Consider the following 15,222-nt stretch of genomic DNA (forward strand, 5'->3'; position numbering starts at 1 on the left):
CTTCAGCAACTAAAGTTTGGGGCTGCGATGTGACTACTGATGTTGAACGCAAAACAATCAACGCTAGCGCGGAATACCTTACTATCTACGGTCGGATTCCCGCAGGAGGGGACTTAGGGATGCTAGATCAGCTAGTACCTGGTACCTACACTGATATTGTTCAAGTGATTGTCTCCTTCTAGCATGCGCTTTCCCTGCGGATGGCGGCGAGCGCTGCTGGCCGCCGTTATTGCCCTTGGCATAACTTCAAGGGTGGGGGCACAATCCTCAGAATTTTATCTCAATGCGGTGCAGGTATTTCTCTCACCGCGTCAGCGAACGGTATTGTTGACCCTAACCAATACAGGGCAGGTGCCGATTAACTTTGAGATTAGTGTCCGCCGCTGGCAGCAAACCGCCGACGGTCAAGAGGAGCTAACGGAAAGCGATGGCAATGTCGTGGCTTTCCCCGTCTTGCTGTCGGTACCGCCGGGAGAACAGCGGAGTTTACGCGTTGGGGTACGGCAACCCGCAACCACGCAGGAGCAAGCTTACCGCCTCTTGGTGACAGAATTGCCCCCGGCCAATGTGCCAGGAACTAAAGGGGCTGCCATTCGCCTTATCAAGACTCTGAGCCTGCCGGTTTTTGTCCAACCCGCCAATATCCAGCGGCAAGGCGAGATTGTGAATAGTCGCGTCGAAGGGGGCAAATTTAGTTTTGTACTGCGCAATCGTGGCAATGTTCACATTCAAACCCTTGGCTTCACCGTACAGGGGCTGAATGAGCAGGGCAGGATTGTTTTCGAGCGGACGCTAGATTCTGTGTATGTGTTGGCCGATCGCGATCGCCCCTTTAGGAATATTCCTCTGCCGCAGACCAACTGTGCCCAAGTGCGCCAACTCAAAGTACAGTCTGTGGGCACCAACCCCTCCCTTACGACCGAAATTTCAACTCCCAAAGGCATTTGCGCTTAGTAGCCTCCTGATGGCTGCTCCAGTCTCTGCCCAAGCAGAAGTCTCTGCCATTTATACCCTTGAGGTCAATCGCGTTACCAAGGGGGATGTGATTGTTTTGGTGCGTGGCGACGATGTGCTTATCCCCTTGCAAGATCTAGTGAATGCCGGTCTGAGGGAGATTGGCGGTCGCCGCGAAATCATCCAAGGCATTGAGCATGTCTCTTTGCAGTCGTTGGCACCGGAGATGACATTCCAGCGGGATAATGCCAACTTAGTGCTACGGTTACAGGTGGGGGCAGCCCAGCTGCCACAAACGGTCATTGACTTTAACCCGCGCAATGAACCGCCGGGGATTCGCTATAGCCAACCCTTAAGTGCCTACCTCAACTATGGCGTTTTCTGGGATAACTTTGAACAACTGACAGCTGCCAGTGAGGTGGCGATTAGCTTTGGTGGCAATGCCCTCACCTCAACACTCGGGTTGACTGCCGATGGTAACCTGCAACGGGGACTCACCGCTTTTACATTGAATAATCGGCGCCATCTCACCACTTTGACCTTGGGGGATGCGTTTATCAGCAGTGACCTGTTGGGGGGGGGTGGCCTTTGGGGCGGCATTGTTTGGGAGCGCAACTTTGGCCTCAGCCCTTACCTGATTCGCCAGCCCGCCTTTGACTTTCGGGGGGAGGTCCTCACCCCCAGCAGGGCAGAAATTTACTTGAATAATGTGCTAATTCGGCAGGTGACGTTACCGCCGGGGCCGTTTATTCTCAAAAATTTGCCCACCTTTAGCGGCTTTAATCGCTTGCGGATTGTGGTAACGGATGCTGAGGGCAATCAACGGGTCTTTAGCCGCAATTTTGTCCAATCGTTTACGTTATTGCGCCCCGGACGATCGGAGTTTATTGTGGCTGCCGGTGCCGAGCGGGAAAATTTTGGCACGGAGAATTTCAGCTACGGAGATCAGGGGCAATTTTTGGCGGCCTATCGGCAGGGCGTTTTGAATAACCTGACCCTGGGGGCACGTCTGGAAGGCAATGGCAATCTTTTGAATGCGGGCTTGAACCTGAGTACGGCAATTCCCATTGGCACGCTAGATTTGGCGGCGGCGGTGAGTACCACTGAGGGAAAATTGGGGAGTGGGGTTGCTGTCGGCTACTACTATCCGGGGCGGGTGGCCCTTGGCGGTGGGGTGCGCCTGCTCAGTGGCAACTATGTCAATACTGGCTTGGCTTTGGGGGACGATCGCCCGCAATTCGAGGGCTTTGCCAATGTCACCCTGAGTCTGGGGTCGCGGGCAACCATCAGTGGCCAGTACTTTTTTACCAACCCCCGCGATCAAGTGGTGCGGCAACAGGCAACAATTCTGGCCCAAGTGCAACTCCGTCGCAATCTCAGTCTATACCTCCAAGGTTCGCGCTTCGTTTCTGGCAGTGATCAGCCAGTGAACCAATTCAGTGTTACGTTTAACTACTTTCTGAACAATGCGGTGACAATTAACACCGGCTGGCAGCAACAGGGAAATCAGGGGGTTCCTTTCCTCAATGTCTCGCGATCGCTCCCAGCGGGCGTCGGCTATGGCTATCAGGGACAGGTGCTTCAGGCCAATGAGCAGGTCTTTGCCAGTGGCAGGTTCTTTTACAATGCCCCTTGGAGCCGCTACCAAATTGGCTACGCGCAGGCAGGGGATACGGGACAGGCGCAAGTGGTGGTGGAAGGGGGATTCGTCACAATTGGCGGTGAGGTCTTTGCCACACGACCGGTGCAGGGGAGTTTTGTTTTGGTGGACGTGCCCAATGTGGCGGGTGTGCGCACCTACTTAAGCAATCAGGAAATTGGTCGCACGAATCGTCGCGGTAAAATTTTGATTCCAGACTTGCTGCCCTACTACGGCAATGCCTTGCGGATTGAGGATCAGGATATTCCCATTGATTTTGCCATTGGCCGCACCGAGCTACTGATTGCACCGCCTTTTCGTGGGGGAGCGATCGCCCGCTTTGATGTCCGCCCCAGTCGCAACTATGTCGGTCGGGTGGTGATTTTGCGAGGTAGTGAGCGGATCATCCCCAATTTGGGACAACTCACCCTAGAACGCGACAAGGAAAAAATCGTATCGCTCCTCTCACCAAGGGGAGAATTTTACTTTGATACCCTAGAAGCAGGAACCTACACTGCTGAGGTGGCCTACGAGGAACTGCGCTGTACGTTCCAACTGACATTGCCCCCTAGTGACGATCTCTTTACGGATGTCGGAGAAGTCTCATGTTCGCTGCCCGACTTGCCACGATAGGATGCATCACTGGCCTTAGTTGCCTTGGCGGTTGGGTAGCCGCCCAGGCTCAGGGGGCCGGTTGTCAGTTTCAAAGTGTGACCGGGTTGAACTTTGGTAGCTATGATCCTTTTTCGCCAGTTCCCCTAGATACGACTGGTCAAGTCCAGTTTGTCTGTGTGGGTGGCTTTAATATCCGCTCCGTAACGGTTCAACTGAGTCAAGGGAGCAGCAATAGTTTTACACCGCGGCAAATGAGCAGTGGGAGCGATCGCCTGAACTATAACCTTTACCTCGATGCCAACCGCAGCATTATTTGGGGCGATGGCACTGGGGGCACCCAGCAACGGGGGCCTTTTATTCCCGGCAACAATGTCCTCAATACGCTGACGATCTACGGTCGCATTCCTGCCCAGCAGTGGGTTGCCCCTGGCCTTTACACTGATTCGTTGCGGGTGACGATTATTTTTTGATGTTTTAGAGGCGTCTAGGGGGGTGGGTTGAGTCGCGCTACCAACGTTTCAGGATGCAGCGCTGAGAGAACGACAATCTCCCCATCCAAGACCAGTACGGCACGCGTCCGCCGCCCGTGGGTGGCGTCAATGAGGTGATGATGCTCCCGTGCTTCGAGAATCAGGCGTTTAATCGGGGCAGAGTCGGGGCTGACGATCGCCAGCAGTCGCTGCGGCGAGACATAGTTGCCAAAACCAATGTTTAGCATTCCGCCCGATGGTAGTCCTGAAGTGCCCGTACCCCGAGGGTTGAGGTTTGCAGGGTTTTAATGGCGGCAGCCGTCGCCTTGGCACCAGCGATCGTCGTCACAATCGGAATCTTGTAGGCAAGGGCAGTGCGACGAATCAATTGGGCATCAGTACGGGCTTCTTGACCCGAAGGTGTATTCAGAATCAGGTGAATCTGCTCATTTTTGATGGCATCGAGGACATGGGGACGCCCTTCATGGAGCTTGAGGATGAGTTCAATATTGCTCAGACCCGCCTCGAGCAGAGCATTGCGGGTTCCTTCGGTGGCAATAATCCGAAAGCCGAGAGACTGCAACTCCTGGACCACGGGCACAATCGCTGGCTTGTCGCGATCGCTCATCGACACAAAAACGGTTCCCTTCAAAGGTAACTTTTGATTGGCCGCCAGTTGAGACTTGGCATAGGCAGCACCAAAGGTCATATCAATCCCCATCGCCTCACCGGTGGAGCGCATCTCGGGCCCTAGCACCGTATCGGTACCGGCAAATTTTTCAAAGGGCAGAACCGCTTCCTTGACAGCAACATGGTTGGGAATCTTCTCATCGAGGAAGTTGAGTTCCGCGAGGGTTTTGCCTGACATTAGCCGGGCAGCAATTTTAGCAAGGGGAATGCCGATCGCCTTGGAGACAAAGGGCACCGTACGGGATGCCCGCGGGTTGGCCTCCAAAATATAGACCTGCTCCCCTTGTACCGCCAGTTGTAGGTTCATCAGCCCCACCACTTTGAGTGCCTTGGCAAGGGCAATACTCCACCTGCGAATGGTCTCCAACACGGTAGGAGAGAGGGATTGGGTGGGCAGGCTACAGGCAGAATCCCCAGAGTGAATCCCTGCTTGTTCGATGTGTTCCATAATCCCGCCAATCACCACGGTACCGGTGGCATCAGCAATGGCATCCACATCCACTTCAATGGCGTTTTCCAGATACTTATCAATGAGAATCGGTCGCTCTGGCTCCACCTGCACCGCTTCGTTCATATAGCGTTCCAGTTCGGCATCGGAATAGACAATTTCCATGGCACGACCGCCGAGCACATAACTGGGGCGCACGACCACGGGGTAGCTAATGCGCTGGGCAATACTCAGGGCTTCGGCATAACTGCGAGCAGTGCCATTGGGGGGTTGGGGGATATTCAGCTCCCGCAAAATTTTCTCAAAGCGTTCGCGGTCTTCGGCAATATCAATGGAGTCAGGGGAGGTGCCCCAGATTTGCGTTCCGAGGCGATCGCCATGGGTTTCGAGGTACTGCTGGAGGGGTAAGGCGAGTTTCAGCGGCGTTTGACCGCCAAACTGAATAATGATGCCAACGGGGCGCTCCACCTCAATAATGTTGAGGACATCCTCCTTAGTCAGGGGTTCAAAGTAGAGGCGATCGCTGGTGTCGTAGTCAGTGGAAACCGTTTCAGGGTTGGAGTTGACCATGATGGTTTCATAGCCATCGGCCCGCAGCGCGTAGGAAGCATGGCAGCAGCAGTAATCAAATTCAATCCCTTGGCCAATGCGGTTCGGCCCTGAGCCAAGAATCATGACCCGAGGCTTGCGGTGGGGCAGCACTTCCGATTGCGGGGGCAGTAATTCAACATCACCGGTATCGGGGTTAATTTGCTCTACAGGTCGCTCATAGGCGGAGTAGTAGTAGGGGGTATAGGCCTCAAACTCGGCGGCACAGGTGTCCACGGTTTTATAGACGGGAGCAACACCGAGGGATTGGCGATAGGCACGCACCTGATCATCGGTGGTTTTGGTGGCGTAGGCAATTTGGGCATCACTAAAGCCCTGTTGTTTCACCCGCCAGAGATCATCGGCAGTGAGTTGCTCTAGTTTGCTGCGCTTGAGGAATTTTTCCGTTTCTAGGAGTCCCTGCATCTGCCGCAGGAACCACGGATCAATGGCCGTCAGTTCGTAAACCTCCTCAACGGTCATCCCCAAAAGGAAGGCGTGGCGAATGGCAAAGATGCGATCGGGATTGGGGGTGCGCAGTTTCCCCCGCAGTTGTTCAAGGCTAGGGAGTTTTTCAGGGCGATCGCACCCCCAGCCGGCGCGTCCTGTTTCCAGCGATCGCAGGGCTTTTTGCAGTGACTCTTGGAATGTGCGGCCAATGGCCATTGCTTCACCCACGGACTTCATTTGGGTGGTCAGGACTGGCTGGGAGCCGGGAAACTTCTCAAAGGCAAAGCGGGGAATTTTGGTGACCACATAGTCAATGGTGGGTTCAAAGCTGGCGGGTGTTTTCTTGGTAATGTCGTTGGGGATTTCGGGCAGCGTGTAGCCCACGGCCAATTTCGCCGCCATTTTGGCAATGGGGAAGCCGGTTGCCTTAGAAGCGAGTGCTGAGGAGCGTGAGACGCGGGGATTCATTTCAATGACGATCACTTCCCCCGTTTCCGGGTTAACGGCAAACTGAATGTTCGAGCCGCCGGTTTCCACACCAATTTCCCGAATGATCTTGATCGCGGCATCCCGCAGCCGCTGGTATTCTTTGTCCGTCAGGGTTTGGGCGGGGGCAACGGTGATTGAGTCGCCGGTGTGGATCCCCATGGGGTCGAGGTTCTCAATGGAGCAGATGATGACCACGTTATCGGCCATGTCCCGCATCACTTCCAGCTCGTATTCTTTCCAGCCAATCAGGGACTGCTCAATGAGGATTTGTGAGACAGGACTGGCCTCGAGACCCGCAGCGGCAATTTCTTCAAATTCCTCTTGGTTGTAGGCAATGCCGCCCCCAGTGCCCCCTAGGGTAAAGGCGGGGCGAATAATCAGGGGATAAACCCCAATCTCTTGGGCGATCGCCCGGGCCTCTTCGAGGGTATTGGCCAAGCCAGAGGGACACACCCCCACACCAATTCGCTGCATTGCCTCCTTAAAGAGCTTGCGATCCTCGGCCATCTCAATGGCTGGCAACTTAGCCCCAATCAGTTCCACCCCATAGCGATCGAGAACCCCCGATTTTGACAGTGCTACCGCCAAGTTCAGGGCAGTTTGTCCCCCCATTGTGGGCAGTAGGGCATCGGGGCGTTCGGCGGCAATCACCTTTTCCACCATTTCCGGGGTGAGGGGCTCAATGTAGGTGCGATTGGCGGTCTCAGGATCCGTCATGATTGTGGCGGGGTTAGAGTTAATCAGGATCACCTCGTACCCTTCCTCGCGCAAAGCCTTACAGGCTTGGGTTCCCGAATAGTCAAATTCACAAGCCTGGCCAATGACAATGGGACCCGAACCAATAATGAGAATCTTTGAAATATCAGTACGACGAGGCATAGGGACAACGCAGCCAAATAGTTTGAATAACGCCTTTCCTATCCTACACTTCCGCCTGCGATCGCGCCTGTCCTCCCCTGTCAAGAATGACTAACTGAGAAGCCTTTGGGACAGTCAGTGTTAGGGTTTACTCACATTGCAATTGGTGGAGCTTTAATGTCAAAAAAAACTCACGTACGTCTGAAGGTCTTTCAACGCTCCCTAACTTTAGAGGTGATTCTCTGCATTATTGCCGGCACGATTTTGCTGGGCATTGCCCCCTGTACAGCGATGGTACTGATGTGGGGGTTAGGGACTGACGTTGGTGATGGTGGCATCGCCACAGGAATTACCGCCTCAATTCGGGTTAGGTGTGGCAGATCCAGAACGCACCGCTGCCAGGGTTTCCGCTTGGTAGATTGTTCCTGTTGACTCCACCAAACCGGCAATGCACAACTTGACGTTGCGGTTATGCTGCACAAAAACCCGAAATCCGCCCTTGTTGGTGCCACTATCTGTCGCGCCGGACAAGGGATTGGTGCAGTTGGGACTCGTGTTGGCAATGCCATCAATCAACGCATTGGGAGTAGCGTCACCAATTTTTTGGCGATAGAGAATCATCGGGCCTCGCCACACCACATTACTCGTCTTGGGGCGGGTGTAATAGGCCACACGGGTTGTACTGGCCAAAGTGCCGTTTTCCTGCTCCTCGAGGTTATCCGCTGGTTTTTCAACAAACATCACCAATTGGTAACCCCCACTGGGAATTGTCCAGTTTGGGGGTGCCGTTGTTGAAATACGGATTGCTGAGCGAATATCATCGGAGATAAAGTCGAGGGCACGGCTCAGGTTCATGCGGGTAATTGCCTGCTCTTCAATACGGCGATTGTTTTGCAGAATGACCACCATTGCCCAACCACTCATGGCCACAACAATACCGCCAACGGCAGCCGCCACTAGTAACTCCGTCAGTGTAAAGCCGCGATTACTTCTGCGCCAGTCCTGCATCTCCCTGCTCCTTAATTGCGCGCTTGACAGTTATCGGCAGTTGTGCCTGTGGTGTCGCTTTCTCGATAGTTGCCCGTGCGCATAATCCCCAAGCCCAAAGACACTACCAAACAGCGTTGAAGCGTCGGTATACTAGTGGAGGAAAGAACAATCGTGCCCGTACTACTGGTGCGTCCCTGAAAGCCAAACCGTATAGACTCAGTACCCGTTCCTCGACGCAGGGTTACATTTTCCAGTTGGCGGGGGCCATTGGGCAGACATTGGGGTGGATTGCCCACGATAGTGGGATTGATGCCTGTGTTAATCGTCACTCGACAGGCTTGGTTGCGGCGCATTGCCTCCCGCTGTCCTTCCCGCAGTGCCCCCTCTAGGCTTTCGAGGGCTTGGTTGACTCGCTGCGTTTCCAGCCAATACAGAAAGCTTGGAATGAGAGCCACCGCTAAAATAGCTGCCACCGTTAGAACAATCAGGATTTCAATCAGGGTCATGCCCTGCTCACGGACAGCGGAAAAACGCATTGGGCACCACCTCGGTTGATAGTTGAGCAACGACGCGGTTGTTACTATTGCGCACAGAATAGGCCAGTTCTAGGGTTTGGAAAGGTGCCTCAGGACGGGTGGCGGGTGTGCGCGTCATCGTAAACGTCTCATTGACAATGGGGCGACTATTATTGCTGCTGTTCAGGGGCGAAATCAAGGTTTGCAGATAGGCACCAAAGCCACCATCAATGCCATTGGTTTCATTGGCTTGAATCCGACAGCGGGCATAGACACGAGTACCCGCCCCCCGATAGTACCCTACTGGCGAGTCCAAGGTAATGGTGTTGCCGGAGATGGAGACAATACGGCGTGTGCCCGAGTCCGAACCAATGAGCACGCGATCGCCCACTCGAAACCCATCCGTGGGTGAAGTGACTGGACAGGCACCCCCGGCACGATACTCTGGAGGCATGGCTTGATCGTAGTCACTTTCACCGGGTTGAATGAGTGCCAGTGTTAAGGTGGTGTGATTCCCTTCGGCAGGCACTGCCAGCTTGCGTTGGGCAAACTTGGTTTGGCAGAGATCGTAGGCAACAATTTTGACATTTTCGAGATCATCTTGAATCCAGTTACTGGCCTCGGCAAATTTACGGGCATCCGCTTGGAAAAAGGCGGCGACAACAATAGCTTGCATCGCCGCTAGGGTAAAGAGGCTAATCACCAGAATGGAAGCCAAGACCTCCGCAAGGGTAAAGCCTTGGGAACGTTGCTGCACCAGCCAGTGGAAATAGACCTTACTACGAGTCATCAACATTGCCTCCGCATTTAGTACTGGGCTAGGCGGTTCCAGTTGCTCGCTTCGGTGGTGCGTGCCACAACAATTGAAGCTCGGCCATAGTCGCCTCCCAAGGCTTCCGGTAGGCGATCGGGCACCCTGAGTTCAGCATTGTTGGAGCTGGAACCATTCCACGTTTTTGCCCAAACCGCCCCGAAAATATCTGGGTCACGACTGCCACCATTGATGCCTACCTCCGCATCGGGTGCATAGACAAAAACACTCCCTACTCTGGAACCACCACTAAGGGTGAATCTTTGGTCAGGTCTCGCATTGGTTGGATCTGGCGGGTTACCATAGATGCGTAGGCGATCGGGCGTGCCCACATTATCGGGAAGTCCCATATTAGCGCCGGTACCGCAGGTGGAACTATTGGGGCTACAGGTGTTGTCAATCCCTGCATTACCACTAAGGGAGATATTGCCGCTGACATAGAGGCGAATAGCATAGCGAGTTGTATTAAATGTTACCCTGCTGTTACCACTGAGGTTAATGTTGTTAATCCGATAGACATAATAGACTTTCTCTGGATTCACAATTTGCTCCCCGGGCCGTAGGGGATCAGGGATAAAGAAGGGAATGTCGGGGTTAGGGTCAACATAGGGGCGATCGCTGCTTCTGGGAAAGTTACTGTCATTGTTAATATTTCCGATGTCATAAGCGCCGTTACTATACCCCCCTACCACCTGTAGCGCTTGCTGAAAGTCAGCGACTTGACTGGGGGGTAACCAGGGGGGCAGCTGGCTCAAGGGAACCCCCGTATTCACCACATTGGGCGCTTGAGGAAAGGGGGGCAAATTAATTTTGTTAATGGCGATTGTTCCTTCAATAATTGCGTTATTGAGCGCTCCCACGGCACTGCGCAATCCGTCTCGCGTCGGCTGGCCATTTTGACACTGGGCTTGAGGGACAACACACCTGGCCGCGTTGGTGCAGATCACGTTGCCGTTGACGGTACCAAAGATATCATTGTTGCCGAGGTTAATGCCTTCAGCCAACAGTCCAGGAAAGTTAGCGGGCACACTGCGATCCGTAATCACCATCTTTTGCAAGATGAAGGCATTGGCTGGCGAGTTATTGGGCAAGCGACCTTCGATCAACAGGTGTCCTGTTTGCGTTGGCGCATCGTAGAGATAGGAGAGAATACGGTAATTGCCCTGCACAGGGGTACCAATTGTGCCGCTCAGAACAATCGTATTCAGGTTATCAAGGGTAAAGCAGGGGGGGGCATCAGCACCCAGGCTCTGGGCTGTCCACTCATTGACAGCGGGCACATTCAGACCCGTGGTATTGGGCTGACCCACTTTTGTTGCATCCGCTGCGCGACTGATCAGGTAGGGGCGAGGAGGATTAAAGTTCGTATTCGTGGCGGGGTTATAGGTGCGGCGCAGCAGAATCTGGTAGTTGCCATTGAGTAAGCCAAGGGTACGCGCCATACCGCCTTCAGCCACCGCAAAGGCCTGCTGGGTTTGTTTTTGCAAGCTAGCAGTGCTCACATCCAATTGCGATCGCGAAAGCAGGGTCAGGGCAACCACAATCATGATCAACCCCATGCCCAAGACCAAAGGCAGAGTAAACCCCCGCTGCCGATACCCCGGACGGGGATAGCGACGTTTCAGTGAGCGCAGCAGTTGCTTCATCATTGGTTTATCCTCTATTGATATCTTGACCACAAGAAGTTCGTTGCTGCGGATGCGGAGTTGAGTATGCCCTCGCTTCTTGGCTTTTATACACGGCTAATATAGTTTAGCCGCAAACTTGAGAGAGGTGATGTAATCTCGCTCACATCCATGGCCCTATCCCCATTGTAGCTTTCCTCGGAAGGCCACATTTCAAGAGTATTTCAGTATGAAATGGTCCATCTAAGCCCAAACCTGATCCAATTCACTAATACTAGGCTTCAGCGTAAATAAACTTAAATAAATCTCGCATAAAGGAGCAACCTCTTGAGGAGACATGGGTACTCACGCTTTAGGGCTTGGTTCAATTTGCAGCAAGCACACACCTCCCTCTCTACCGAGGCCCTGGCGGCATTGACCACATTTCTAACCATGGCCTACATCTTGCCGGTCAATGCACAAATTCTCTCCAACGCCATTTTTCTTGAGCAACCCCAAGATTTGCAGGCGGAGTTGGTGATTGCAACGGCAGTATCGGCAGCAGTGGCTAGTATTCTGATGGGGATTTGGGCGAATTACCCGATTGCCTTGGCTCCCGGCATGGGCATCAATGCCTTTTTTGCTTTTGCGGTGGTGGGTCAGATGGGGCTGCCTTGGCCCTTAGCGTTGAGTGCCGTACTCCTCGAGGGCATGGTGTTTGTGCTGCTGACCCTAACGGGGGTGCGATCGCTGATTGTGAATATGATTCCTATGTCCTTGAAGGTGGCGATCGCTGCCGGGGTGGGGCTATTTATCGCCTACATTGGCCTTAGCAACGCGGGAATTATCATCGCTGATGCCGCTACGAAAACTAAACTCACCACCTTTCCCACATGGCCACCCATCCTCGCTGCCCTTGGGATTCTTTTGACGACCTTTCTCTGTGCCAAGGGAATGCGGGGGGCGATTTTTTGGGGGGTGATGATTACTGCCTTAGCTGCATGGCTAGTGGGGGCAGCCCCTTGGCCGACGGGTTTGATCCAATGGCCGCAATGGCCATCCCATCTCTTTGGTCAAGCCTTGGTGGGTTTTGGACAATTGCAACCGCAGCAGTTGGGGTCTTTTCTCTTGGTCACCTTGGTACTGCTTTTCACCGATATGTTTGACACCGTAGGCACCCTTTCGGCGGTGGGGGTACAGGCGGGGTTTCTCAATCAGCAGGGACATTTCCCCCGTGCCTTGGGAGCCCTTATGGCGGATGCAGTGGGAACCATTGTTGGCGCCCTCTTCGGCACCTCCACCGTGACCACCTATATTGAATCGGCAGCAGGCATTGCTGTGGGGGGACGAACCGGGCTGACGGCGCTGATGGTGGGGGGCTTGTTCTTGCTCTCACTGCTGTTTTTGCCGATTACGACCGCTATTCCCAGTTTTGCCACGGCGCCGGCTTTGGTGCTGGTCGGTGTCTTTATGGCGCGATCGCTCCCAGACATTCCTTGGTCTGACCTCACGGAAGCGATTCCTGCTTTTTTGGTGGTGTTGGTGATGCCCTTAAGCTACTCCATCAGTGAGGGTCTAGCGGTGGGATTTATTAGCTATCCAATCGTGAAATGGGCCGCTGGCAAAGGGAAAGAAGTGCATCCTGCCCTCTGGGGATTGGCGGTTATCTTTATAGCCCACTACTTTTGGCGTTAGACAGGATCTAGGATAGGATGCTTCTGAACTGATTGGAAACACACTACCTATGGATCTCAAATCCCTGATTCGCGATGTCCCAGACTTCCCTAAGCCGGGCATTTTGTTTCGGGATTTAACCACACTGCTGCAAAATCAGGCGGGGCTGCGCTACGTCATTGACCAATTGGTGGAAAAACACGCCAACGATGGCATTCACTATGTGGCCGGCATCGAGTCCCGGGGATTTATTTTTGGCGCCCCCTTGGCCTATCGCTTGGGGGCCGGCTTTATCCCTTTGCGCAAACCCGGTAAACTGTGTGCGCCGGTCTATGCTGTGGAGTATGAGCTAGAGTATGGGCGCGATCGCCTCGAGATGCACCAAGATGCCATCGAACCGGGGCGGCGGGTGTTAATTGTCGATGACTTGATTGCCACAGGGGGCACAGCAGCCGCAGCAGCGGGTCTAATCCAGAAAGCCCAAGCCGAACTCCATGGCTTTGCCTTTATCGTCGAGCTGACGGACTTGGGGGGACGGCAAAAACTGCCCGATGTGCCAATTACTACCCTTGTGACTTATTAAGTTAATTAAGTGTGACTGACTAGGACGTTACCACGTCACGTGATCGCGCAAGCGTTCGAGGAGCTTTGGCCCAACCCCGGGGACGGCATCTAAATCCGCCAAGGATTGAAAGGGCTTCTGCTCGCGGGCACGGATAATTTCAGCCGCTAGTTTTGATCCGACCCCCGGTAGGGTCTCCAGTTCGGCGGCGGTGGCCGTGTTCAAATTCACCCGTGCGGTAGGCGCGCTGGCACGATTGCCTGAAGAGGGGGCAGGTCGGGTGGCAATCTTACCGCCGCAGGCGGTCAACTGCTGCTGAATGCGATCGCGAATATGCTGCGGCAGACCTAGACGACTATTGCTATAGAGGCGCTCAAACTCCCGTTTGTAGTGAGCCGCTACAGTGGGATGCTCAATCACCAGCAAGAATTCATCGTTACCGCGATTGGCCGCCTCTGACCAGTTGTGGGAACCCACAATCACCGTGCGATCGTCAACCACGCCGTACTTGTGGTGCAGTTTATCCCCCTCCGGCAGTAGGGGGGTGCCCACCGTTTGAATGGGCTTTTGCCAGGGGCGGTTACCCGCTTCGTAGTAACAGTTGCCTCGACGAGCCTGGGCAGTGTTTGCCATTGCCACTCCCATCATATCGAGGGCTTCGCTAAAGTCGCGGTAGATAAATCCTGAGTCAATGAGGGTGCGAATGCTAACCCCTTGGTTATGCCGTTCCTCAAGCACGTAGGACAACTCCTGATCGGAGAAGACAAAGAGCGCCATATCAATTTTTTGGCGACTGCGATTCAGAGTTTGACCAATGAGGCCGTTTGTAGAAGCCGCCCAAGGTTGCGATCGCGGGGTTGGCGAAAAGCGGACCGTGACCATGGCATCGCCCACAGCTACCCGTTGAGGGGGGCGCACCGGCTTTTTGACCCCAAAGCGACTATTGGTCTGACCACCGGGACCATCGCCCCACATAATGTTAAATTCCTCAGTAAATAGGCGTGCCACAGCAGGGCTATCAATCACCAAGAGCGAGTTGGCATTGCCACGGGTATCGGGTCGTCCCAAGTCGCCGTGGACATCACTGAGGGTAAAGTTCGCCGTCGTCGCAATCACTTGGCGATCGTCAATCACAATAAACTTGTGGTGCATGAGCATACTGCCTTTGGAGCCATCGGCAGTGTCATCAATCCAAGGGATCTTGGCCTCGTTGAGAATCGTCTGCACATCGCGATCGCTGAGTTCGGCAGCACTGAGTTGGCCATCCCCGTTGGTATCCACAAGCGCTTTCCAGTCGTTATAGCGCTCCCGCATCCTTGGATCCATCGCACTCACTTGGGCAGCACTGTATTTTGCCCAAGGAGCAGTGTAGGTATTCTCCATTACCACCCGTACCCGTACCCCTGCCTGCTGCCGTGCTGCTAGAGCCTTGGCCAGATTCGGTAGGCGAAACTCCTGCACCGCCACATCGATGGTCTTTTGAGCCTTGGCAATCTGCTCAATCATGATTGCCTCAAGGTCTTCCCCTTCACGGGTATAGGGGCGATAGGGTTCTTGGTAACTGTGGGCTTGGGAGTGATTCATGTGTACCGCGATTTGCGGATGTTGAGGCAGCGGGTCTAGGGAGGGGCGGATAATCGGGTGCGATCGCAATTGAGTGAGCACCACAGCCGCAATCAACAGCCCCAATAGAAACAACAGCAGATACACACCGTGTCGCCGCCATTTAAGCTTTTGCCACAACACGCTGACTTCCCCAATGCCTGTCCTAATTCTAGGGCTATCTTTTTCGCCTCAATGTGTTCTGCGCTGCATCGGTTGCCAAAGGCGCTGCTTGGCTAAGATAGAGGCGATGCTCTTGCTGG

The 15,222-nt window shown here is 54.1% G+C and carries 13 protein-coding genes; 6 read left to right on the top strand and 7 right to left on the bottom strand.

Annotated features, from left to right (window positions below; all coding sequences use genetic code 11):
• The 4 genes from IGQ15_RS09925 to IGQ15_RS09940 all read left to right on the top strand — a co-directional run.
• Positions 1 to 182 (top strand): spore coat protein U domain-containing protein (locus IGQ15_RS09925; RefSeq protein WP_297051323.1); only part of this gene is annotated, 182 nt, incomplete at its 5' end.
• Position 183: 1 nt separating this feature from the next.
• Complete coding sequence (locus IGQ15_RS09930; RefSeq protein ID WP_297051325.1) at positions 184 to 954, top strand: fimbria/pilus periplasmic chaperone; 771 nt, start codon at positions 184 to 186, stop codon at positions 952 to 954.
• Between the two features lie 10 nt (positions 955 to 964).
• Entirely contained in the window at positions 965 to 3,226 is a 2,262-nt protein-coding gene (locus IGQ15_RS09935; protein ID WP_297051327.1) for a fimbria/pilus outer membrane usher protein, read from the top strand.
• Positions 3,199 to 3,678: a spore coat U domain-containing protein gene (locus IGQ15_RS09940; protein WP_297051329.1), complete on the top strand. Its 480-nt coding sequence runs from the start codon at positions 3,199 to 3,201 to the stop codon at positions 3,676 to 3,678. Before IGQ15_RS09935 ends, IGQ15_RS09940 begins: the two co-directional genes overlap by 28 nt.
• Positions 3,679 to 3,692: 14 nt before the next feature.
• On the opposite strand, the gene IGQ15_RS09945 is transcribed toward IGQ15_RS09940, so the two are convergent.
• The 6 genes from IGQ15_RS09945 to IGQ15_RS09970 form a co-directional block, all read right to left on the bottom strand.
• Positions 3,693 to 3,926: a DUF370 domain-containing protein gene (locus tag IGQ15_RS09945; RefSeq protein ID WP_297051331.1), complete on the bottom strand. Its 234-nt coding sequence runs from the start codon at positions 3,924 to 3,926 to the stop codon at positions 3,693 to 3,695.
• Positions 3,920 to 7,222, bottom strand: coding sequence for a carbamoyl-phosphate synthase large subunit (gene carB, locus IGQ15_RS09950; protein ID WP_297051334.1), 3,303 nt, complete (start codon positions 7,220 to 7,222; stop codon positions 3,920 to 3,922). Before carB ends, IGQ15_RS09945 begins: the two co-directional genes overlap by 7 nt.
• Positions 7,223 to 7,558: 336 nt before the next feature.
• Positions 7,559 to 8,209: a prepilin-type N-terminal cleavage/methylation domain-containing protein gene (locus tag IGQ15_RS09955; protein ID WP_297051336.1), complete on the bottom strand. Its 651-nt coding sequence runs from the start codon at positions 8,207 to 8,209 to the stop codon at positions 7,559 to 7,561.
• Positions 8,210 to 8,220: 11 nt separating this feature from the next.
• Positions 8,221 to 8,727: a GspH/FimT family pseudopilin gene (locus IGQ15_RS09960; RefSeq protein ID WP_297051338.1), complete on the bottom strand. Its 507-nt coding sequence runs from the start codon at positions 8,725 to 8,727 to the stop codon at positions 8,221 to 8,223.
• Positions 8,705 to 9,496, bottom strand: a complete 792-nt coding sequence (locus IGQ15_RS09965) for a type II secretion system protein (protein ID WP_297051340.1) — start codon at positions 9,494 to 9,496, stop codon at positions 8,705 to 8,707. The genes IGQ15_RS09960 and IGQ15_RS09965 overlap by 23 nt, the downstream gene beginning before the upstream one ends.
• Positions 9,497 to 9,513: 17 nt before the next feature.
• The gene (locus IGQ15_RS09970; protein ID WP_297051341.1) at positions 9,514 to 11,166 is read right to left on the bottom strand and encodes a hypothetical protein; all 1,653 of its coding nucleotides are present in this window, start codon (positions 11,164 to 11,166) and stop codon (positions 9,514 to 9,516) included.
• 345 nt (positions 11,167 to 11,511) lie between these two features.
• Between IGQ15_RS09970 and IGQ15_RS09975 the strand changes: the two genes are divergently transcribed.
• Together IGQ15_RS09975 and IGQ15_RS09980 are read left to right on the top strand one after the other, a co-directional pair.
• The gene (locus IGQ15_RS09975; protein WP_297051343.1) at positions 11,512 to 12,816 is read left to right on the top strand and encodes an NCS2 family permease; all 1,305 of its coding nucleotides are present in this window, start codon (positions 11,512 to 11,514) and stop codon (positions 12,814 to 12,816) included.
• Positions 12,817 to 12,865: 49 nt separating this feature from the next.
• Positions 12,866 to 13,378: an adenine phosphoribosyltransferase gene (locus IGQ15_RS09980; protein ID WP_297051345.1), complete on the top strand. Its 513-nt coding sequence runs from the start codon at positions 12,866 to 12,868 to the stop codon at positions 13,376 to 13,378.
• A 27-nt stretch (positions 13,379 to 13,405) separates the two neighbouring features.
• Here the strand turns inward: IGQ15_RS09980 and IGQ15_RS09985 are convergent, their stop codons facing one another.
• Positions 13,406 to 15,103, bottom strand: coding sequence for a DUF655 domain-containing protein (locus IGQ15_RS09985; protein WP_297051347.1), 1,698 nt, complete (start codon positions 15,101 to 15,103; stop codon positions 13,406 to 13,408).
• Between the last annotated feature and the right edge of the window lie 119 nt (positions 15,104 to 15,222).

Source organism: Thermosynechococcus sp. M98_K2018_005 (assembly GCF_015295825.1).
Taxonomy (GTDB): domain Bacteria; phylum Cyanobacteriota; class Cyanobacteriia; order Thermosynechococcales; family Thermosynechococcaceae; genus Thermosynechococcus.